We start from the raw sequence: 19509 nt of genomic DNA, 5'->3' as shown, positions 1-19509 counted from the left end.
CCCTCTCCCACCGGGAGAGGGAGGAAAATGACTACCTGGCTTTTGCCTGCTGGAACAGGGTGTCCCACATACCCAGCACTAATGACTGGTCTCGCGGAGAGAGTTCCCCTGCCTGGATCGCTTTCTCCAGGCTGCGGCTCACTTCATCATGAATGGCCTCGGCAGAGTGATCGTCCCCTGCTTCCAGCTCAGCGACAGCCAGCGTCAGGTGACCACGCAGATAACCGCTGGCGAACAGCTCATCATCACTGGCGTGTTCCACCATGTCATCAATTAACGCCAGAATGCGTGATTCAAATTCTGCGATCATCTTCTTTCCTCTGTTAAAGATCTTCCGGCCAAGGGAAGCATTCCGCCGTGATCTCCAGCGTGTGGTAATAATTCTGTAAGGCCTCGATCAGGCGCGCCGGGCGTTCCGGGATGCCTTTCTCAAGATACTCCATCACCTGCGCATGAACGCGGCGCTGGAAGACAATACGGTCTGGCTCGACCTCTCCTTCGAGGTTGTCACAGCTGACGTTGAACGGGAAACCTGCCGCCACACAGAATAACCATTCCAGCGCCTGCGGTTTCACCTCCACATCTTCAAACTGGCTCTGCGTGGCGGCGTCACGGCCGTCCGGACAATACCAGTAGCCGAAGTCCACCTGCTCACGACGCGCTTTCCCCGCTATACACCAGTGCGAAATCTCGTGTAACCCGCTGGCGTAAAAGCCGTGCGCGAACACGATACGGTTATACGGCACGTCCGCATCAGCAGGAAGATAGATCGGTTCGTCGTCGCCTTTAATCAGACGGGTATTAAAATCATCAGCAAAACAGCCATCAAAAATCTCAATCAGCTGTTCGTATTTATGGGTTGTGTTCATTAATTCATTCCCAGCCAGGTGAGGATCTCTTGTCCATGGCTGTCATAAAGCAGTTTGGCACTCATGACCGCTGAGACGACAACAATCATCGGGCGAATGAGCTTCTGTCCTTTGCTTAATACCAGACGCGAGCCCGCACGTGCGCCTAAAAACTGCCCTGCCATCATCACAAATCCGGTTGCCCAGATAACTTTGCCACCAATGATAAACAGCAGCAGGCCGCCGACGTTTGACGTCGCATTGAGCACTTTGGCGTGGGCGGTGGATTTAGCGAGGTTAAAGCCGGCCAGCGTCACGAACGCAAGGGCATAGAACGAGCCTGCTCCGGGGCCAAAGAAGCCATCGTAAAACCCGACGCAGCCACCCGCGATAAGAGCGAACGGCAGGCCATGCAGACGACGCTGCCGGTCTTCTTCCCCGAGCTTTGGCATCAACAAAAAGTAGAGACCGATGCAGATAACCAGAATGGGGAGGATCTGGCGCAAAATATCGGACTGTACATGCTGAACCAGCAGTGCACCCGAGGTCGAGCCAATAAAGGTCATCAGAATATTGAGCTTCTGGTCAGCCAGACTGACGACCTTACGGCGAATAAAATAGAGCGACGCGGAGAGCGAGCCGCCGCACGCCTGAAGCTTGTTAGTGGCGAGCGCCTGTGCCGGGCTCATGCCCGCGGCCAGCAGCGCCGGTACGGTTAACAAACCACCGCCGCCCGCCAGAGCATCAATAAACCCGGCCAGCATCGCCACAAAGAAAAGCACCACCAGCAGAAGCGGTGACACCATAAACAGTTCGACGAAATTATCCATTAAAGTACATGCTCATCCAGTAGCGCCTGGCAGGAAGGCGGCAACGGAGGCGGTGTCTTCTTCTCAGGCTTAGAGGTTCCAGGTTTTGCCGGCTCAAACCAGCTCTGCAGTTCCGCACCACAGCCATCGCCTGGCGGGGGTAACGGCTGATCTTCACATTCCAGGCTGTTTGCCGGGCAGCGCAGACGAACGTGCATATGTGCACGATGCTGGAACCACGGGCGCACTTTACGCAGCCAGTCGCGATCGGTGCCGGCATCCAGGCAGAGCTGCTGCTTGATGGCCGGGTTCACGAAAATCCGCGTGACATCGTTATCTTTCGCCGCCAGCTTAATCATGCTGAAGACGTCCTGCGTCCACAACGATGGCACGACGTTTTTACCGTCGCGCGCCACCAGATCCAGCGCCTGCGGTTTCAGCAACTGGGCTGAACTCCAGCGCGCTTTCGGCAATTGCAGGAAAATATCGACATCGAGACCGGTCTGGTGACTGGCGTGTCCGCCGTTGAAGCGACCGCCGGCAGGCATTCCCATATCGCCAATCAGCATCGTGCCCAGCCCCAGGTTATGCACCTGGTTTCCCAGACGCTGGATAAACAGCACCAGATCCGGGTGGCCAAAATAACGACGCTGGTCGGTACGCATCACCTGATAGGTATCGGACTGCAGCGGAAGTTCCTGTGCCCCAACGATACAGCCGTTCGAGAACGCGCCAATTGACTGCGCGCTGCCCGCCACAGGATGGGTAATTTTCTGCCATGGCGTCGCGGCCAGACTGGCTCCACTGGCAAGCAGTGCCAGCAGAGCAATGACGGTTTTTTTCATGTTTACCAGCGTGGAATGGTGGTCGTCACATCCGCATTCTGCGCGCGCTGGCGCAGGAAGTGATCCATCAGTACGATCGCCAGCATCGCTTCTGCGATCGGCACCGCACGGATCCCCACACAGGGATCGTGACGTCCTTTAGTGATCATCTCAACTTCTTCGCCAGAGCGGTTAATCGTGTGGCCTGGCACGGTAATGCTGGAGGTCGGTTTCAGCGCAATATTGGCAATAATCTGCTGACCACTGCTGATACCGCCGAGGATGCCGCCCGCGTGGTTGCTCTGGAAACCGTCTTTGGTGATTTCGTCGCGGTTCTGGCTGCCGCGCAGCGCAACGACGTCGAAACCGTCGCCAATTTCTACGCCCTTCACCGCGTTGATGCTCATCAGCGCGTGAGCGATGTCCGCATCCAGACGGTCAAATACCGGTTCACCCCAGCCTGGCGGTACACCATCAGCCACGACGGTAACTTTGGCACCAATGGAGTCGCCCTCTTTTTTCAGGCCACGCATCAGTTCGTCCAGCGCTTCCAGCTTATCTGCATCGGCACAGAAGAACGGATTTTGCTCGACCAGATCCCAGTCTTTGATAGCCAGTGGAATATCGCCCATCTGGGTCAGACAGCCGCGGATCACAATGCCAAATTTCTGCTGCAGATATTTTTTGGCGATAGCCCCTGCCGCAACGCGCATCGCGGTTTCACGGGCAGACGAACGTCCGCCGCCGCGATAATCACGGAAGCCATACTTTTGTTCGTAGGTGTAATCGGCGTGTCCAGGACGGAACACATCTTTGATGGCGCCGTAATCCTGCGAGCGCTGATCGGTATTTTCAATCAGCAGCCCGATGCTGGTGCCGGTGGTGCGGCCTTCGAAAACGCCGGAAAGAATTTTGACCTGGTCCGGCTCGCGACGCTGCGTGGTGTAGCGAGAAGTCCCCGGACGACGACGGTCGAGGTCGTGCTGTAAATCAGCTTCGGTCAGTTCGATGCCTGGCGGTACGCCGTCAACGATACAGCCCAGTGCCAGCCCGTGCGATTCACCAAAGGTGGTCACCCGGAATAATTGTCCAATACTGTTTCCTGCCATCACGGCTCCGATGTCGTTATTTGTGTTTGAGCGTTGTGAAACGGGCCGAAGCCCGCTAGATTAATCTTTGTAAATGCTGAAGTATTCGCGCGCGTCAAGCAGCTGCGCTTTGGTCAGCATAAAGACGCCGTCACCGCCGTTATCGAACTCAAGCCAGGTGAACGGCACATCCGGGTACTGCTCTATCAGATGTACCATGCTGTTGCCCACTTCACAAATCAGAACACCGTCGTCGGTCAGATAATCCGGCGCGCAGGCCAGAATGCGACGGGTAAGCTTCAGGCCATCAGAGCCTGACGCCAGACCCAGCTCCGGCTCGTGGCGATATTCGTTTGGCAGATCGGACATGTCTTCCGCATCAACATACGGCGGGTTGGTGACGATCAGATCGTACTGCAGCGTTGGCAGATCGCGGAACAGATCGGAGCGGATTGGCGTAACGTGATGGATCAGACCGTGCTCTTCAATATTGTGCTCGGTCACAGCCAGCGCATCGGTGGAGATATCCACGGCATCCACTTCCGCTTCCGGGAAGGCGTACGCACAGGCAATCGCGATACAGCCGCTGCCGGTACACATATCAAGAATATGCTCTGGCTGATGGTTAATCAGGCCTTCAAAGTGGTTGTTGATCAGTTCGCCAATCGGCGAGCGCGGCACCAGAACGCGTTCATCAACATAGAACTCGTGACCACAAAACCAGGCTTTGTTGGTCAGATAGGCAACCGGAATGCGCTCGTTAACGCGGCGGATAACACGCTCCACGATACGGTGCTTTTCGCTGGAGGTCAGGCGTGCGGTACGCATGTCTTCCGGAATATCGAGCGGCAGGTAGAGGGACGGCAGTACCAGCTGAACGGCCTCATCCCACGGGTTATCGGTACCGTGCCCGTACCAGATATTTGCGGCGCTGAAGCGGCTAACCGACCAGCGCAACATGTCCTGTATGGTATGCAGCTCGTTTACTGCTTCATCGACAAAAATTTTATCCACTCTTTCCTCCAGGGCATGCTCGCATAATTTTCGGCGGCTAGTTTGCCATGAAGACGGCGATAAATCAGCAATGACGCGTCGCGCTTGAGGTTAAAAAATGCGTTTAGTCGGGTACACTGTCGGAAATACGAGATGAGAATGACCCATGAAAAAGAAAACATCCCTTAGCGAGGAGGATCAGGCGCTCTTCCGTCAGCTGATGACCGGGACGCGTCAAATCAAGCAGGACATCATTGTCCACCGTCCGATGCGCAAAAAAATCACGGAAGTCCCGGTCAAGCGATTGCTCCAGGAGCAGGCGGATAATAGCCACTATTTTTCAGATGAATTTCAGCCGCTGCTCAATACGCAGGGCGCGATGAAGTACGTACGGGAAGATGTCAGCCACTTTGAGCTGAAAAAATTACGCCGGGGGGATTACTCGCCCGAGCTGTTTCTTGATCTGCACGGTTTGACGCAGATGCAGGCGAAGCAGGAGCTGGGCGCGTTAATTGCCGCCTGTCGTCGCGAACACGTTTTCTGCGCCTGCGTGATGCACGGCCACGGCAAACATATCCTGAAGCAACAAACACCGCTGTGGCTGGCTCAGCATCCCCACGTGATGGCGTTTCATCAGGCACCCAAAGAGTACGGCGGAGATGCCGCATTACTGGTGTTGATTGAAGTAGAAGAGTGGCAGCCGCCAGAATTACCCTGACAGGACGGCGGGAGGCATGTTCTGCTCCCCGCCATATCGCACGTCACATCAGATAGCTTTTGCCATCTTCAGATTGCACGGACTCATTTGCCAGTTGAAGACCCCTTTGCCCGTTTCGTCGAGAGCGACGTTGGCAATGGCGGAAGTCGTGAACATCGGCGGCGTCTCGCCCGGGCACAGCTCAGATACCAGATAGCCAACGAGTGGCAGGTGGGAAATGACCAGCGCGGAAGCGACACCTTCATTGCACAGCGCCTGAAGATAAGCGCTGACAAGGCCGACATCACCGCACGGAGTGAGTTCCGGGAGAACATCCACACTGGCTGGCAGGTTCATACACTCCCCCACCACTTCCAGCGTCTGTTCTGCACGCAGGAACGGACTCACCAGAACGCGTTCGATGTCCACTTTTTGACCTTTAAGCCAGGTCGCCATCAGACGAGATTCGTCGCAGCCACAGACGGTCAAAGGACGTACTGAGTCACTGGCGGCATCGAGTGCCGCGTCGCCGTGACGCATGATAAAAACTTGCATATTGCACCGCTTTTGTTAACCAGAATCACCGGCGTTGACTACCCGCGATTACCGCTCCGAGGTAGAAAACCCGATGGTCGGGCATTGTGCCTGATCCATTCGGTGAATGAAACGCTGTTTTTTACCTCAATGGCGTAAGTATAGTCAATCTCTGTTTACAAAATCGCCAAAACAGGTTCATACACTTCAGGATTTACCCTTTTTTGACCTCAACTTACGAGGACAGTTTCCCTTGAAGGCCAAAATGTCTGGCCCCGTTCCGCCATCTGCAATAATTCGTCACACGGTGTAAACCGCGGACCGTATTGCGAGGCCAGACGTTGCAGGATTGCAACCACTTCACCCGCACCGAGAGTGTCCATGTAACGGAACGGGCCGCCGAGGAACGGCGGGAAACCAATGCCAAATACCGCACCGATGTCACCATCGCGCGCGCTTTTAATCACCTGCTCACCAAAGCAGCGTGCCGCTTCATTAAGCATCATCATCACACAGCGTTCAGCACACTGAACGGGTGACAGTTTCCCCTGACCGGTTGTCGGAATAAGCCCATAAACCGAAGGGTCGACCTGTTTCTTGCTTTTACGCCCTTTCGCGCCGTAAAGATAGAAACCGCGTTCATTTTTTCTGCCTTTGCGATCGTCCTTCAAAATTGCAGAAACAATGTTTGCAGGCGGGCTAAAACGATCTCCATAAGCATCTTCCAGCACAGGTATAATTTTAGTGCCGGTGTCGATTCCCACCTCATCCAAAAGTTGGATTGGGCCAACGGGGAACCCAAACTTCACCAGCGCCTCGTCGACGTGTTCGATCTTCTCCCCTTCCGTCAGCAGCCGCATCGCTTCATTTATATAAGGCGCCAGAATGCGGTTAACGTAAAAGCCGGCTTTGTCCGCCACCACTATCGGTGTCTTACCCTGCATTTTGGCCAGTTTAACCACGGTAGCAACGGTTTGCGGGCTGGTACTGGCGTGTGGGATAACCTCCACCAGCGGCATTTTTTCAACCGGACTGAAATAGTGCAGGCCAATCACCTGCTCCGGACGCTGGGCTCTGGCCGCAATATCACCAATGGGCAATGACGAGGTGTTCGACGCAAAAATGGTATGGGGTGCGCAATGTTGCTCAACGTCAGCCACCATCTGCTGCTTAAGCGCCAGGTCTTCAAACACCGCTTCAATCACCAGATCGCGATGGGCAAAACCGCTGTAGTCTGTCGTGCCGGAGATCAGTGCCAGGGATTTATCACGCTCATTGGCCTTGATATGGCGGCGTTTAACCTTTTGATCAAGGTTCTGCCAGCTGTACTGCAGCGCGTGATTGATTCCTTTCGCATTGATGTCTTTGATACGTACAGGCAATTTGCCTTTGCTGGCGGTAACAAAAGATATTCCGCCCCCCATCAGCCCGCCCCCCAGTACGCCAATGGCATGCAGCGGGGCAGGCTGCGCCTCGCTGCCGGGGTCTTTTTTTACCTCTGTACTGGCAAAAAAGATGTTACGCAGCGCCTGAGACTGCGCCGTCATCGCCAGCTCGCCAAAGGCTTTTGCTTCTGCGGCATAGCCGCTGCTGCTGCCCTGAGATAAGCCCACTTCAATAACCTCAAGGATACGTTTCGCCGCCGGGTAGTTGCCTTTGGTTTTTTGTTCGGTTTTCTTGCCCGCCATGCTGAACACGAGTGTGCGGCCCAGTGGCCCGGCCAGCACGCGCTCACGCACCGGCAGAGGACGTTTTGCCTGCCGTCCTTTGAGCGCCAGTTCAACCGCCGCCTCAAGCAAAATTGAGTGAGGAACCACCTCGTCGACCAGGCCGGCTTTCAGCGCCTGACGGGCACGCAGTTGTTTGCCGGTTAATATCATTTCCAGCGCAGTGCTGACCCCAACCAGACGCGGCAGACGCTGCGTCCCGCCGGAGCCAGGAAGGAGGCCTAACTGCACTTCAGGCAGGCCCAGAACGGTTTTCGCATCGTCGGTACAAATGCGGCTGTGACAGGCCAACGCCAGCTCCAGCCCACCGCCCAGACAGGCACCGTGGATCGCCGCGATAACAGGGATAGACAGCGCATGGATCTCCGCCATGACCTGTTGCCCCTGACGCGCCAGCTCTTCGGCTTCCTGAGCGTTTTGCGCCCTGGCAATCATGTTGATATCGGCTCCGGCAATAAAGTTGTCCGGTTTCGCCGAGATAAACACCAGGCCGCGAATCGCTTTGTTCTCGCGGATCTGCTTTAGCATCGCGCGCACCTGAACGCCGAACTCGGCTTTCAGGGTGTTCATCTTCTCGTTGGGAACATCGATAGTAATAACGGCGACGTTATCGAGACGTACCGTCAGATTAAATGCAGATGGCATATCCATTATTCAGCCTCCAGGACCATTGCCGCACCCAGACCACCCGCTGCGCAGGCGGTTACGAGGCCAAAACCACCACCCCGGCGGCGTAACTCATGTAATGTCTGGGTGATCATCCTCGCCCCCGTCGCCGCAAATGGATGACCGTAGGCGATGGAGCCACCCAGGACGTTAAATTTGCTCTGATCCACTTCGCCAGTGGCATGCGCCCGGCCAAGAACATCGCGCGCGAAACGCTCACTCGCCAGCAGTTGTATGTTTGCCAGGGTTTGTGCGGCAAAGGCTTCGTGCATATCAATGAGGGTTAAATCCGCGAGGGTAAGTCCCGCGCGTTCCAGCGCCAGCGGTGTGGACCACGCCGGCCCTAACAACATGTCCTGCCACACATCAATCGCCGTGAAGGCGTAGCTGCGCAGGTAGCCCAGCGGTTTTATGCCCAGCTCTTTGGCACGGGATTCCGTCATCAGGATCACTGCGGCGGCACCGTCCGTCAGCGGAGTACTGTTGGCGGCCGTGACGGTACCGTGTTTGCGGTCAAATGCCGGACGGAGCCTGGCGTAATCCGCCATCGTCGAGCTGCCGCGAATATTGTTATCTTCTGAGAGCGGTTCACGGTATGGCGGGATGTACGCCGTCATGACTTCATCAGCCAGTTTGCCTTCCGACCAGGCTTTCGCCGCCAGCTGATGTGAGCGATGAGCCAGCGCATCCTGCTGCTCACGGGTAATCCCGTAAGTTTTTGCCATCTGCTCGGCGGTATCGCCCATTCTCAGACCGGTGGAATACTCCGCCACTGCGGGCGGTACAGGCATAAGGTCACGCAGGCGTAAGCGTGAGAAAAGTTTGAGTTTCTGACCGACGGTACGGGCTTTGTTGGCGTCAACCAGGATTCGGGCCAGCTTTTTACTGACCCCAATCGGCAGAACCGAAGAGGAGTCCGCCCCGCCGGCGATCCCAGCGCGAATGGTACCTGCCATCAGGCTTTCAGCCACGTTAGCCACCGCCTGGAAACTGGTAGCACATGCCCGGCTGACGCTGTAGGCATCAGTGTGGACGTTCATCCCCGTACCGAGGACGATTTCGCGCGCAATATTGGGTGCTTCAGGCATCTGCACAACCTGGCCAAAAACCAGCTGCTCGATGACCTCAGGCGGAATTTCGCTGCGAGCCAGCATCTCCCCCACCACCATTTTCCCCAGATCGACAGCCGGTATGCCATGAAACGCTGTCGCCTGACGTGCAAATGGCGTACGTAATCCACTGACAATGGCAATGCGATCGCCCTGACGGGTAATAAGCGGTAACGCCTGACTCATAACCTTCCCCTGTAAAATTTTTTACTCAAACATAAAGTGGTCTGACCTGATAACAGTCTTAACCATTTTTTTACATTCAGCCAATCAGGGAAACGAAAAAGTGCGAGCTAAGGCACAGAGAAGAAAAAGAAAATGTCTCTGCGAAAACAAAAGCAAAACGGTAACCCGAAGGTTACCGTTTTAGTGTGCACCCTCTTCTGTGAGAGAGGGGCCAGGATGAGGGCATTACGCCGTTGAGGTTAGCGCAGACCCAACTGGAAAATCAGCGTTTCCGCCTCGCAGGCGAACACAAAGTCGATATCCAGCTTCACACCGCCGTCCACGTCAGTAAAGGTGGATTTGATTTCGCACGGATCGGATTCGACTTCACGTGCACGTTTGCTCAGCGCGGCCAGGGTTTCTTCCGCCTCGGCGCGGTTGCTGAATACACGGCTGTAAGAGGCGGTGCAATCGGAGTTGTCCATGATGGTACCAACATCCATACAGCAGCAAACCGGGGTTTCATCAGCACTGCATTTACTCATAGCTCAATTTCCTCTGTATTCGCGCAAGGCGCGAGATAAACACGATGCTGCTATTTTACGCCCCGGGGCTGGCTCTCTCCAGCCGTTAATGGCGCAAAAGCGGATAAGTGACCAATATCACACTAAAAAATGATCTAGAACAAAAATCACCCTTTCAGACGATTCGCAATGGTCACAATTTTGCCAACCAGATCTCGTTTCAAGAAACATGTTTGAAAATATTAATAAACAAACTTGCAACATTCTGGCTGGTCAGACCTATACTCTCGCCACTGGTCTGATTTGTATGTCATACCTCAGACCCTACACTTCGCGCTCCTGTTACGGTATGTAACAATTATTGAATAAAAATAACTCAATGAGGTTATGGTCATGAGCCAGAAAACCCTGTTCAAAAAGACTGCGCTGGCAGTCGCAGTGGCAATCGTCTCTACGTCCGCCTGGTCCGCGGGCTTTCAGTTAAACGAATTTTCTTCCTCTGGCCTTGGCCGTGCGTATTCCGGGGAAGGCGCAATTGCTGATGATGCGGGCAACGCGAGTCGTAACCCTGCACTGATCATGATGTTCGATCGTCCGACCTTCTCTGCTGGTGCAATCTTTGTTGATCCGGGTGTTGATATCTCGGGCCGCTCGCCAACAGGCGCCAGCCTGAAGGCAGACAACATCGCGCCAACAGCCTGGGTGCCAAACCTCCACTTCGTTGCGCCAATTAATGACCAGTTCGGCTGGGGCGCTTCCGTGACGTCTAACTACGGTCTGGCTACCGAGTTTAATAATAACTACGCCGCAGGGGCGTATGGCGGTAAAACCGACCTTGAAACCCTGAACCTGAACCTGAGCGGTGCTTACCGTCTGGACAACCACTGGAGCTTCGGCGTTGGCTTTGATGCGGTTTATGCTAAAGCGAAGATCGAGCGCTACGCGGGTGACCTGGGTAAAGTCGTTGCTGGCTCAGGCGCTCTGCCGCCGATTCCGGGTCTGGCACAGCAGGTTGCAGGTATTCCTGCAGATACCCAGATTGCTTACCTTAAGGGTGACGAATGGGGCTTCGGCTGGAACGCCGGTATCCTTTATGAAATCGATAAAAATAACCGCTACGGTTTAACCTACCGTTCCGAAGTGAAAATTGACTTCGATGGCGATTATAAGAGCAGCCTGCCTTCAGCCTATAACCAGATTCTGGGTAGCTTCGGCCTGCCAATGGGCACCGACGGCCGTACCACTGGCGGTTCTCTGAGCCTACACTTGCCAGAAATGTGGGAACTGTCGGGTTATAACAAAGTGGCGCCGCAGTGGGCGGTTCACTATAGCCTGACCTACACCAGCTGGAGCCAGTTCCAGGAGCTGAAAGCGACCAACAGCAATGGTGACACGCTCTTCTATAAAGATGAAAGCTTCCGTGATGCCTACCGTATCGCGCTGGGTACCACCTACTATATGGATGACAACTGGACATTCCGTACCGGTATTGCCTTCGATGATAGTCCGGTACCGGCTGACAAGCGTTCCATCTCCATTCCGGACCAGGACCGCTTCTGGCTGAGCGCAGGTGCAACCTATGCCTTCAATAAAGATGCTTCTATCGATGCGGGCATCTCTTACATGCACGGTCAAAAAGTTAACTTTAAGGAGGGGCCGTATGAGTTCTCTTCTGAAGGTAAAGCCTGGCTGTATGGCATGAACTTCAACTACGCGTTCTAACCGCGCAGGGATTAAAAAAGGTGAGCATGGCTCACCTTTTTTCTTTATTCCGGGTCGATATCTTTATTCCGAGTCGATATCTTTTAATTCGTTCTCGATTGCTTTCGCGTTCGGATTCTCTTCCGGCTTCAGCTTGCCGCCATTGGCAATAAAGTCGTGATTCTGGAAGTAAGCTTCGCGGACCATAATATACGGGTCAGAAGACTGACGCAGCAGACCGTCCGAATCAAGCAGTTGCGCACGCGTCTCGATCCCTTCCACCGTCCATTTCCCTACCGACAGCGGCCAGGTCAGCCACGACAGAACCGGATACAGCGTATCCACCATGTCGCCGCCGTCATCACGTACGGTGAAACTGCCGTAGAATGGCAGATGAACATACGGACCATAACCCACGCCATAATGCCCCATCGTACTGCCGAAACGGTGCGGTTGCTCACGCTGAAGTTTCGGGTTCGCCATACCGGCAACATCGATGAAGCCCCCCATCCCCAGCAATGAGTTCAGGAAGAAGCGGGTAAAGTGCACCATACCCTGATACGGATCGCCCTGCAGGAAGTAGTTCACCATCACCGCAGGTTCTTCCAGGTTACTGGTGAAGTTACTCAACCCGTTACGCGCAGGTTGTGGAACATAATCACGCCATGCAACTGCCACCGGGCGAACCACATACGGGTCCAGCACGTTGTAGTTGAAGCTGTACATTGAGCGGTTAAATCCTTCGAGAGGATCGGAGCGTCCCGTTTGCTCTCCAGAGCTGGCGCAGCCCACAAGCATCGTCGCGCCCAGCGCAAGCGCCGACAGCCGAAGTTTCATAAATATCTCCCTGTTCAGTATGGCTATCGTTGATTGCCATCCGTAACGGAGCATGGGTTGCTCCGCCTGTAAACGTGCAAGTGATTGTAACAGCACGTTTACCGATGTCTACGAGCACAATTACGGGCAGTAACCACCGTCACTCTGATCTCAGCATAGCCTGGCTTTTAGAATTCGTTTCGCTGGCAATTTTATAATGTCTTTTAATGAGATGTATCGCCTTTGTTGCCATTGCCGCCAATTTAAGAGCATCCCCACGGGCATTTCATTAAAAGCCGCTACGCTTTATAGAAAGATCATCGTGTTGGAGTGGCTATGAAAGAAGTGGGTGAAGAAAAAATTGGCGAGAGTAATGAGGAAATTGAAATTGAAAGCGAGGAAAAAGAGCGCGGTGAGGAGATAGAAATCAATGAAGATCGCCTTCCTTCCCGTGCGATGGCGATCCATGAACATATCCGACAGGATGGCGAAAAAGAGATGGAGCGTGATGCCATGGCTCTGTTTTGGTCGGCCATCGCGGCAGGCTTGTCGATGGGCGCCTCACTCCTCGCCAAGGGCATATTTCATGTGCAACTGGAAGGGGTACCCGGTGGATTTTTACTTGAAAATCTCGGCTACACCTTTGGCTTTGTGATTGTCATTATGGCACGCCAGCAGCTGTTTACTGAAAACACCGTTACTGCCGTTCTCCCGGTGATGCAAAACCCTACCCTCGGCAATTTCGGTTTACTGATGCGTTTATGGAGCGTTGTGCTGCTGGGGAATATCATCGGTACAGGCGTGGCGGCATGGGCATTTGAATATATGCCGATATTCGATGAGCCCACCCGGGATGCCTTCGTGAAAATCGGTATGGACGTAATGAAAAACACGCCGTTCGAAATGTTCTCGAATGCCATTATCTCCGGCTGGATAATCGCGACCATGGTGTGGATGTTTCCTTCCGCGGGCAGTGCCAAAATTGTCGTGATCATATTAATGACCTGGCTGATAGCGCTGGCTGACACCACGCACATCGTGGTCGGAACCGTTGAAATCCTCTATCTGGTCTTTAATGGTACGCTTCACTGGAGCGATTTTTTCTGGCCGTTCGCCCTGCCGACGCTGGCAGGCAATATCTGCGGCGGAACGTTTATCTTCGCACTGTTAAGCCATGCGCAAATCCGTAACGACATGTCTAATAAGCGCAAGGCCGAACAGAAAGCGCGGGAAAACGATGATAAATCTGCAAAAAAATCGACCTGAATGGTGACTCATTGAGCAGTCAGGCGGCGACGAGCTTAACGCAAAGTGTAAATGAGGCTATACTCGTGCCGCCTTGTCCCCTTAGTTAAATGGATATAACGAGCCCCTCCTAAGGGCTAGTTGCAGGTTCGATTCCTGCAGGGGACACCATATACCCCCTCTCATGATGTCTACCAGACTCAAGAAAACTCCCTTATAAACAGTGATACACTCTCTCCTCTTGCTACCCGATCTCAACCGACCTCGCGCTTTTTCAATCGCTCTTTTGGTCCTGATCGGTTACAGCTGTGCCTACTCAGGGATAGTCCGCTTTAAGCATATCAAGTTCCTCATCGCGCCAGAAACAATCACTTTGCACTCCAGGCGTCTCCGCCATCACCCCTACCGCACCTGAAGTCCGTCCAGGTCACTCACCCATCTCGGTAAAAGACTGAATTACATAAAATTTTAGCCCATTTTTTTTACTCTGATGCATTCCGTTTTATTTCAGCGTATCGGGCTGCCAGTTGTTTCAGATGCATCTCCAGCTGAGACCTCGCAGCTGCAGGTAAAGGTACACCAGGAGGATTTTCTGACAAGATACGCAGTTGCTCTTCAGCCGGAATGGACTGGTTAAAAGACTGCCGGACGGAAAATACAGCGGACTTCAGTTCACTGACCGTCATGTATTTGCCTTTCTGCTCATCAAGCCCGTTCAGCCGGTCACTCAATTTTTGTAGCGTTGACATTCCCTTATACCAGCCATTGAGCTGTTCTACCGGTAATGCGGCAGCATTAAGGTGTTGCTGCCACTGTTGTATCAGGGGTTTTGCTTGCTCCGGCCACAGCACCTGAGCCTGTTCTGTAAGTTTTCGGCTGTAAGTAATACTCCAGTCAGGAGGCAATTTATCCAGTCGGGCAAGCTGCTGCTGTGTTTGTTCTATCATTGTTTGTGATGACGGAGATTGCTGACGCAACATATCCAGTTTTTCAGGCGCGAGAGGTGCAGGTAACGGAGCCAATGAGGCAGCAAGCTGAGTCTGTAGCGGGTCTGGCCGGTGAAGAAATTGCCAGCTCCACACTGCGCCCGTACTTATTATCAGCATGGTACACATTCCGGCAGCGAAGGATTTCCACTTTTTTACCTGAGTGGGCATTGCCGTCTGTACTTCCACATTTGCGTGGTGTTCTGGCTGTGCAACGAATACCCACTTCACTGGGCTGTCTGGCGCTGGGGTCTCTTCAGAGAGACTACCGGTATGGGAGCCTGTTGATATTACTGCACCATTCTTTACGGTGGCAGGCAGGACAATCCCAGACTGAATATTCGACCCGGTACTGGTTGTATCGTTGCTGTTTTCCAGCCGGACAGCGCTGTTGTGCATCAGGGAACGCAACGTATCGAGCTGGCTCAGATGCTTAAGCTCCAGACGTTGAAGCACCTCCCCCAGACTGCCAAGCAGTTGCTCAGCCCGATACAGTTGTCTGAGGTCGCTGTAATTGAGCGGGAGCGAGCGCATCCGCTGCTGAAGACGCTGGTTCAGACTGCTGAGGATTTCCATGCGGGCATGTACCGGCTGCGGCCACAGTGTGCCCCATTGATGGCTTATCAGCGCATCCAGTATCGCCAGGCCTTCATTGAGGCCGAATAAGCCGGCCAGTTGCGTCCGTGCCAGCGTGTACCAGGCCGCCGTCTGTAACTCCACACCGTTTTGCTCAAACAGTGAAAGGCAGAGTTTTTCGACATAATGCCAGTTCACATCCGGACGGGCCGGATGTGTCAGCTTACTCAGTTCATCACGCAGGGTGGCATATTCCGCTAGCGTGCGCGGATCGCCACCGGTTTTGATTTTTCGTGGATTGATGTCATTCATGACCAGTCGTCCATTTGACATATAAGGAGCTATTGAAGGTTATTGTTTCTGCAATATCAGCCAGACTTTTACTGACAGATGGAGCCTGCGCGGGCTGTCTGATCTTACAGGCGGGTCGTCGTGTCGAGATAATGCTGTTGCTTAAGATGTCGCAGGAGAACTCGCCCTTCTGGCATAAACTCGGTGCCATAGCGCACCAGACCAACACCTTTGAGTTCGGCATCAATGGCATAGCGCATTTCGCCCGGGACGTCCTGCTCCAGCAGGACAACCGTTATTTTTTTCAGACGAGGCTCATATTTGAGCAAAACAGCCGACAGGGTGCCCATCAGCTCATGCGCAGTGCCCGGCATGCCCTGCAGAATTTTTGCCATATCCGGCAAACCATAGTCCGGCAGATGCGCCAGCGTGCCCGCACGGCTGCTGAGAATACGCTGCATGTTGTCGAGTACGGACAGAATGACCTGGTTCTGCTCACCGACCTGATGCAGGTCGAGGCTGCCGGTAAAGTTGCCGTAGAGCGTTTCATACAACGAAGGACGGGCTGACTCACTCATCTTTCAGCGCCTGCAGGGTCAGCCGGTTATTGCCCGCTTCAATCACCCGGGCCTTATCCGGATCAAGGTCATCGCGGCTCAGTACCACGCGCCAGGTATTGTTCACCTGATCCGGTGACATAAACATCCCGGCTACTGCCACATACTGAGCGTCTTCCTCCATTGGCATATCGACCGTCACCGCGCCGCCCGGCTGCAGGCGGATATCCTTTTCGGCCACCTGGTCAGCCCTGATAGCCTGACTGTCGGTTTTAAACAGTGACGGGTAGTCCGTGCTGTCGAAGGTCTTTCGATCTTTCAACTGATAAATTCTGACAACAGTGGACAATGCCACTCCGCCGGCATTGCTGTTCACGCCTTCGCGGGCGCGTATATCCAGATGCAGGGTTTTTACCTGCTTATAAAAAATCGACCTGGTCACAGCAACGGTGCCGTCTGTCACTTTTTGAGTCAGCCCACAGCCCGCGAGTATCATTGTGATACCGGCGACCAGCGCAGCCAGAGGAAATTTACCAGCGGTAATCGCCATCTTCATCGGTCTCCCTGCGGTGAATATTTTCTTGTACCCGCTCATAGCGGCCAAGATTGATGGTTATGGTTTTGGGGTGCGCGGCGATGTTCGCCGTATTCAGCGGTCGCATAACGGCAGTGCGGCCCAACTGTACTGCGCCAGCTTTAGGGTGAATACTCATCGTCGCGTCCGGCAGCAGGCTACGGTCGACACACAGCTGCAGGCGGACATCAAGCCGTGACCCAAGATACACGTGCAGCAGCGCCATCAGGTCCGTGTGAAGCTCCCCGCCCGGTAACCAGCCCTGCACTTCATCCGGGTCGGTAGTGACCAGACGCATCAGTACCTGGCTGTTCACCTCGGTGGCATAGTTGCCCATCACCGGACTATTTGTCAGGGCGACAGGCTGGCTAACGCTCATGGTCAGGGGCTTCTTCAGCGGCACACGGCGTTTATCATGGTGCCAGATTTTCGCCTGCGTGTTGGGTGCCAGCAGACGCACCAGCGAGGTCATACCTTCCCCAGTCCGCCCCGGCAATAGCATGACCGGCAGCAGCGCCAGAAAGCGTGAGGCTGGTGTCGCTATGCTGTCTGTGCATCCATCAATTCCTAGTCCGGCAAGCCCCAGAAGGTACTGCGAGGTTTTGTCTTTCCCCCCTTCCTCAAAGGTTGCCGGATACGAATATTTCCGCCAGATGCGGTAGTACTGGGCAATCAGTCGGTGGTTAAAGATATCGAGGAAATCCGCAGTGGCTTCATACCCTTCCCGCCGCTGGGTGATGTCATCAATGTAGTGTGTCGGCAGCGGAGACTCCACGCCGTAGAGCCCCATAAAGGTGATACGCACCGTCGGTGGAAGATGCGAATGCTCAGACTGTTCAATCCCTTTGATTTCAGATGCCGGGAAGCCCATGCCCGGATGGGGCCGGAAGCGTACCGGTTCATGACGTACCTGCCAGGTGCTACCCGTAACCGGTTTATCAGGCTGGCTCTGTTCCAGTAACTGGCAGAAGCGGTAAAAGTTGATATATGGCAGCCGATCGCCCAGCCGCTTTATCAGCCTGGCAGGCGCGGACTGTGATTCTCTTTCCACCGGATGCATTTTCCTTCTGGCTGAACGATGAGGGTGAGCTGGTTGAACTGATTCATATCGGCATACAACGAAAAGAACCGGTTAAGCATTTCACCAAACAGGTGAATATCGCCCTCACCGGTGAAGCCGTTGCTGTCGACGGTCACTTCAATATCCAGCCCCCGCAACAGGTAGGCCTGCTCAAAACGTTGAAGGCGGTGGTGCTCCACATGCTGTATCGCTTCCAGACGCCGGGTGTTCAGCTCATCTTCCTGCCAGTTATAGAGCGCAAGCGTCCCGCGTAGCACTTCGGCGGTGCTCATCATGTTCAGGAACCCAGAGCCCAGGTGGCTCAACACCCTCCAGTGGAAACGGTCTTCCGCAGGCGGGTATACCGGCAGCGTGGGCTTACAGAGGTTGTGAACCGTCAGTTGCGTATCCACCACCTGCTCGCAGCGGTCCAGCAGCGTGCTCTGCAGTGCCCGGCGCGGTAACTGACCGTTGGTACCCGTGATTTGCAGCGAGACAGCTTCGCGCTCAAACAGGCGGTCATCTTCCCACTGGTGCCCGCCAAGGATAAGCCAGGTGTCATATAGCCCAGTGATGCCACGCTTTACACGGGTGTGGTAATACCGGGGCGGCGCATGACGGCGCATCATTCCGCCCTTGTGGCGGAAGCTGCTGAACGGCACGTATTCGGCATCACGAGTCCTGTTTGAGCCGGTGACTGAATCGACGGCATAAATCTCGGTGTGTCCATCCTGCAACCGTTTAGGGCGCAGCAGGTACTCACTTTCCAGCCCCGTAATGGTGAGCGGATCCGCCTCCAGCGTGAAAAGGTTAATCACTGGCACACAATGCAGACGAACCGCGTCATCGGTGACCGGCAGGTCTAATGGCCACGGCGTACTGAACACGACCTCAATGTCGAAGTACTCTGCCCCGGCAGGTGGCGTGATACCGTCCAGACCATTGAGGTGGACAAACATAAACTTGTCGCGGAAAGTGAAGTACTCCAGCAGCAACTGGTAGCCACTGAAAGCGGCATCACCTTTCGGCCACAGGCCGTCCTCTTCAGCAAACCCGCCCGGCGAGAAATAACCGTCAAGCCGGATACGATCAGTCTGCCCGGGCAGGCGCATGTACAGCGCCGCCTGCCGTTTGGTGAGCATCAGATGTAACTGGTTGCTGACGGGGGCATCCGCCCCGAGATACAGGCTCAGACGGCTTAGGTCAGCACTGGACCAGTCTGCCTGGCTGCTGCAGGCAAAGCGTATCCGCAACAGCGACCGACCGTCGGGTTCGGTTGTCATGGTAATGCCCGAAACACCCAGGGGATTAAGCCTCACATCCTGGGTGGTACGGTAACGACAGACGGTGTTCTTTGGCCCTACCGGACGGGAATATATCTCAAGACCCGCTGGCACCACTTCTGCCATTTTCATCGCATGCGGCGCAGGGGTAAATGCCACTACCGAGAGCGACGGAATAGTGCGTAGATAGTGTGGCCAGAGCATGCTGACCAGCCCTTCTGTCAGTTCCGGCAGATCGTCATCTATCTTTTCACGCAGGCGCCCCATCGAAAAAGCAAAGCCTTCGAACAGGCGTTCAACATACGGATCTGGTGTACCGGCCTTGTCGAGGTCCAGCATCGCGGCGCGATCGGGGTGGGTTTGGGCAAATTCTTTCGCGGCCTCACGCAGGTAGCGCATTTCCGCGTCGTAATAACGCAGGGTCAAATCTTCCATT

19 protein-coding genes and 1 tRNA gene are annotated in these 19509 nt (G+C 54.5%); 4 read left to right on the top strand and 16 right to left on the bottom strand.

Annotation, left to right across the window (positions count from 1 at the left end; genetic code table 11):
- Positions 1-31 precede the first annotated feature (31 nt).
- From AB6731_RS00145 to prmB, 6 genes are read right to left on the bottom strand one after another with little or no spacing between them, the layout of a single operon-like run.
- Positions 32-310 carry a YfcL family protein gene (locus tag AB6731_RS00145; RefSeq protein WP_020883115.1) on the bottom strand — a complete coding sequence of 93 codons (279 nt, stop codon included), beginning with the start codon at positions 308-310 and terminating at the stop codon, positions 32-34.
- 13 nt (positions 311-323) lie between these two features.
- The gene (locus AB6731_RS00140) at positions 324-869 is read right to left on the bottom strand and encodes an elongation factor P hydroxylase (protein WP_371005726.1); all 546 of its coding nucleotides are present in this window, start codon (positions 867-869) and stop codon (positions 324-326) included.
- Positions 869-1678, bottom strand: coding sequence for a sulfite exporter TauE/SafE family protein (locus AB6731_RS00135; RefSeq protein ID WP_014171043.1), 810 nt, complete (start codon positions 1676-1678; stop codon positions 869-871). The genes AB6731_RS00140 and AB6731_RS00135 overlap by 1 nt, the downstream gene beginning before the upstream one ends.
- A complete protein-coding gene (mepA, locus tag AB6731_RS00130) occupies positions 1678-2502 on the bottom strand; it encodes a penicillin-insensitive murein endopeptidase (RefSeq protein WP_014171044.1) in 825 nt (274 codons plus the stop codon). The genes AB6731_RS00135 and mepA overlap by 1 nt, the downstream gene beginning before the upstream one ends.
- Before the next feature lie 2 nt (positions 2503-2504).
- Positions 2505-3590 carry a chorismate synthase gene (aroC, locus tag AB6731_RS00125; RefSeq protein WP_025203566.1) on the bottom strand — a complete coding sequence of 362 codons (1086 nt, stop codon included), beginning with the start codon at positions 3588-3590 and terminating at the stop codon, positions 2505-2507.
- 60 nt (positions 3591-3650) lie between these two features.
- On the bottom strand, positions 3651-4583 hold the full coding sequence (gene prmB / locus AB6731_RS00120; protein WP_014171046.1) for a 50S ribosomal protein L3 N(5)-glutamine methyltransferase: 933 nt from the start codon (positions 4581-4583) through the stop codon (positions 3651-3653).
- Positions 4584-4728: 145 nt separating this feature from the next.
- On the opposite strand from prmB, the gene smrB reads away from it, so the two are divergent.
- Positions 4729-5280, top strand: a complete 552-nt coding sequence (gene smrB, locus AB6731_RS00115) for an endonuclease SmrB (RefSeq protein ID WP_371005725.1) — start codon at positions 4729-4731, stop codon at positions 5278-5280.
- Between the two features lie 48 nt (positions 5281-5328).
- Here smrB and sixA read toward each other — a convergent pair whose 3' ends face one another.
- The 4 genes from sixA to AB6731_RS00095 form a co-directional block, all read right to left on the bottom strand.
- Complete coding sequence (sixA, locus tag AB6731_RS00110; protein ID WP_014171048.1) at positions 5329-5814, bottom strand: phosphohistidine phosphatase SixA; 486 nt, start codon at positions 5812-5814, stop codon at positions 5329-5331.
- Positions 5815-6023: 209 nt separating this feature from the next.
- Positions 6024-8171 carry a fatty acid oxidation complex subunit alpha FadJ gene (gene fadJ, locus AB6731_RS00105; protein WP_371005724.1) on the bottom strand — a complete coding sequence of 716 codons (2148 nt, stop codon included), beginning with the start codon at positions 8169-8171 and terminating at the stop codon, positions 6024-6026.
- A complete protein-coding gene (gene fadI, locus AB6731_RS00100) occupies positions 8171-9481 on the bottom strand; it encodes an acetyl-CoA C-acyltransferase FadI (RefSeq protein ID WP_032678623.1) in 1311 nt (436 codons plus the stop codon). Before fadI ends, fadJ begins: the two co-directional genes overlap by 1 nt.
- 239 nt (positions 9482-9720) lie before the next feature.
- The gene (locus AB6731_RS00095) at positions 9721-10005 is read right to left on the bottom strand and encodes a YfcZ/YiiS family protein (protein WP_014171053.1); all 285 of its coding nucleotides are present in this window, start codon (positions 10003-10005) and stop codon (positions 9721-9723) included.
- 372 nt (positions 10006-10377) lie between these two features.
- Here AB6731_RS00095 and fadL point away from each other — a divergent pair, with 372 nt between their 5' ends.
- The gene (fadL, locus tag AB6731_RS00090; RefSeq protein ID WP_020883109.1) at positions 10378-11706 is read left to right on the top strand and encodes a long-chain fatty acid transporter FadL; all 1329 of its coding nucleotides are present in this window, start codon (positions 10378-10380) and stop codon (positions 11704-11706) included.
- A 63-nt stretch (positions 11707-11769) separates the two neighbouring features.
- Here fadL and mlaA read toward each other — a convergent pair whose 3' ends face one another.
- A complete protein-coding gene (gene mlaA / locus AB6731_RS00085; RefSeq protein ID WP_020883108.1) occupies positions 11770-12522 on the bottom strand; it encodes a phospholipid-binding lipoprotein MlaA in 753 nt (250 codons plus the stop codon).
- Between the two features lie 315 nt (positions 12523-12837).
- On the opposite strand from mlaA, the gene AB6731_RS00080 reads away from it, so the two are divergent.
- Both AB6731_RS00080 and AB6731_RS00075 read left to right on the top strand, forming a co-directional pair.
- Entirely contained in the window at positions 12838-13767 is a 930-nt protein-coding gene (locus tag AB6731_RS00080) for a formate/nitrite transporter family protein (protein ID WP_020883107.1), read from the top strand.
- 75 nt (positions 13768-13842) lie between these two features.
- A tRNA-Arg gene (locus AB6731_RS00075) sits at positions 13843-13917 on the top strand.
- A 311-nt stretch (positions 13918-14228) separates the two neighbouring features.
- On the opposite strand, the gene AB6731_RS00070 is transcribed toward AB6731_RS00075, so the two are convergent.
- From AB6731_RS00070 to tssF, 5 genes are all read right to left on the bottom strand, one after another.
- Positions 14229-15620, bottom strand: coding sequence for a VasL domain-containing protein (locus AB6731_RS00070; protein WP_371005723.1), 1392 nt, complete (start codon positions 15618-15620; stop codon positions 14229-14231).
- Positions 15621-15724: 104 nt separating this feature from the next.
- Entirely contained in the window at positions 15725-16177 is a 453-nt protein-coding gene (tssE, locus tag AB6731_RS00065) for a type VI secretion system baseplate subunit TssE (protein WP_044857137.1), read from the bottom strand.
- Positions 16170-16706: a type VI secretion system lipoprotein TssJ gene (tssJ, locus tag AB6731_RS00060; protein ID WP_074148086.1), complete on the bottom strand. Its 537-nt coding sequence runs from the start codon at positions 16704-16706 to the stop codon at positions 16170-16172. The genes tssE and tssJ overlap by 8 nt, the downstream gene beginning before the upstream one ends.
- Positions 16687-17790, bottom strand: coding sequence for a type VI secretion system baseplate subunit TssG (gene tssG, locus AB6731_RS00055; RefSeq protein ID WP_371005722.1), 1104 nt, complete (start codon positions 17788-17790; stop codon positions 16687-16689). The genes tssJ and tssG overlap by 20 nt, the downstream gene beginning before the upstream one ends.
- Positions 17745-19508, bottom strand: coding sequence for a type VI secretion system baseplate subunit TssF (gene tssF, locus AB6731_RS00050; protein WP_371005721.1), 1764 nt, complete (start codon positions 19506-19508; stop codon positions 17745-17747). The genes tssG and tssF overlap by 46 nt, the downstream gene beginning before the upstream one ends.
- Position 19509: the final 1 nt, after the last annotated feature.

The organism is Enterobacter sp. RCC_40 (genome assembly GCF_041360735.1).
GTDB classification, from domain to species: domain Bacteria; phylum Pseudomonadota; class Gammaproteobacteria; order Enterobacterales; family Enterobacteriaceae; genus Enterobacter; species Enterobacter ludwigii.
The sequence above is the reverse complement of the archived record's forward strand: the minus strand, read 5'-3'. Positions and strand labels throughout refer to the sequence as shown.

Coding starts and splice junctions, on each gene's coding strand:
- AB6731_RS00145 (WP_020883115.1), bottom strand. CDS start 310: ATGATCGCAGAATTTGAATCACGCATTCTGGCGTTAATTGATGACATG.
- AB6731_RS00140 (WP_371005726.1), bottom strand. CDS start 869: ATGAACACAACCCATAAATACGAACAGCTGATTGAGATTTTTGATGGC.
- AB6731_RS00135 (WP_014171043.1), bottom strand. CDS start 1,678: ATGGATAATTTCGTCGAACTGTTTATGGTGTCACCGCTTCTGCTGGTG.
- mepA (WP_014171044.1), bottom strand. CDS start 2,502: ATGAAAAAAACCGTCATTGCTCTGCTGGCACTGCTTGCCAGTGGAGCC.
- aroC (WP_025203566.1), bottom strand. CDS start 3,590: ATGGCAGGAAACAGTATTGGACAATTATTCCGGGTGACCACCTTTGGT.
- smrB (WP_371005725.1), top strand. CDS start 4,729: ATGAAAAAGAAAACATCCCTTAGCGAGGAGGATCAGGCGCTCTTCCGT.
- sixA (WP_014171048.1), bottom strand. CDS start 5,814: ATGCAAGTTTTTATCATGCGTCACGGCGACGCGGCACTCGATGCCGCC.
- fadJ (WP_371005724.1), bottom strand. CDS start 8,171: ATGGATATGCCATCTGCATTTAATCTGACGGTACGTCTCGATAACGTC.
- fadI (WP_032678623.1), bottom strand. CDS start 9,481: ATGAGTCAGGCGTTACCGCTTATTACCCGTCAGGGCGATCGCATTGCC.
- AB6731_RS00095 (WP_014171053.1), bottom strand. CDS start 10,005: ATGAGTAAATGCAGTGCTGATGAAACCCCGGTTTGCTGCTGTATGGAT.
- fadL (WP_020883109.1), top strand. CDS start 10,378: ATGAGCCAGAAAACCCTGTTCAAAAAGACTGCGCTGGCAGTCGCAGTG.
- mlaA (WP_020883108.1), bottom strand. CDS start 12,522: ATGAAACTTCGGCTGTCGGCGCTTGCGCTGGGCGCGACGATGCTTGTG.
- AB6731_RS00080 (WP_020883107.1), top strand. CDS start 12,838: ATGAAAGAAGTGGGTGAAGAAAAAATTGGCGAGAGTAATGAGGAAATT.
- AB6731_RS00070 (WP_371005723.1), bottom strand. CDS start 15,620: ATGAATGACATCAATCCACGAAAAATCAAAACCGGTGGCGATCCGCGC.
- tssE (WP_044857137.1), bottom strand. CDS start 16,177: ATGAGTGAGTCAGCCCGTCCTTCGTTGTATGAAACGCTCTACGGCAAC.
- tssJ (WP_074148086.1), bottom strand. CDS start 16,706: ATGGCGATTACCGCTGGTAAATTTCCTCTGGCTGCGCTGGTCGCCGGT.
- tssG (WP_371005722.1), bottom strand. CDS start 17,790: ATGCATCCGGTGGAAAGAGAATCACAGTCCGCGCCTGCCAGGCTGATA.
- tssF (WP_371005721.1), bottom strand. CDS start 19,508: ATGGAAGATTTGACCCTGCGTTATTACGACGCGGAAATGCGCTACCTG.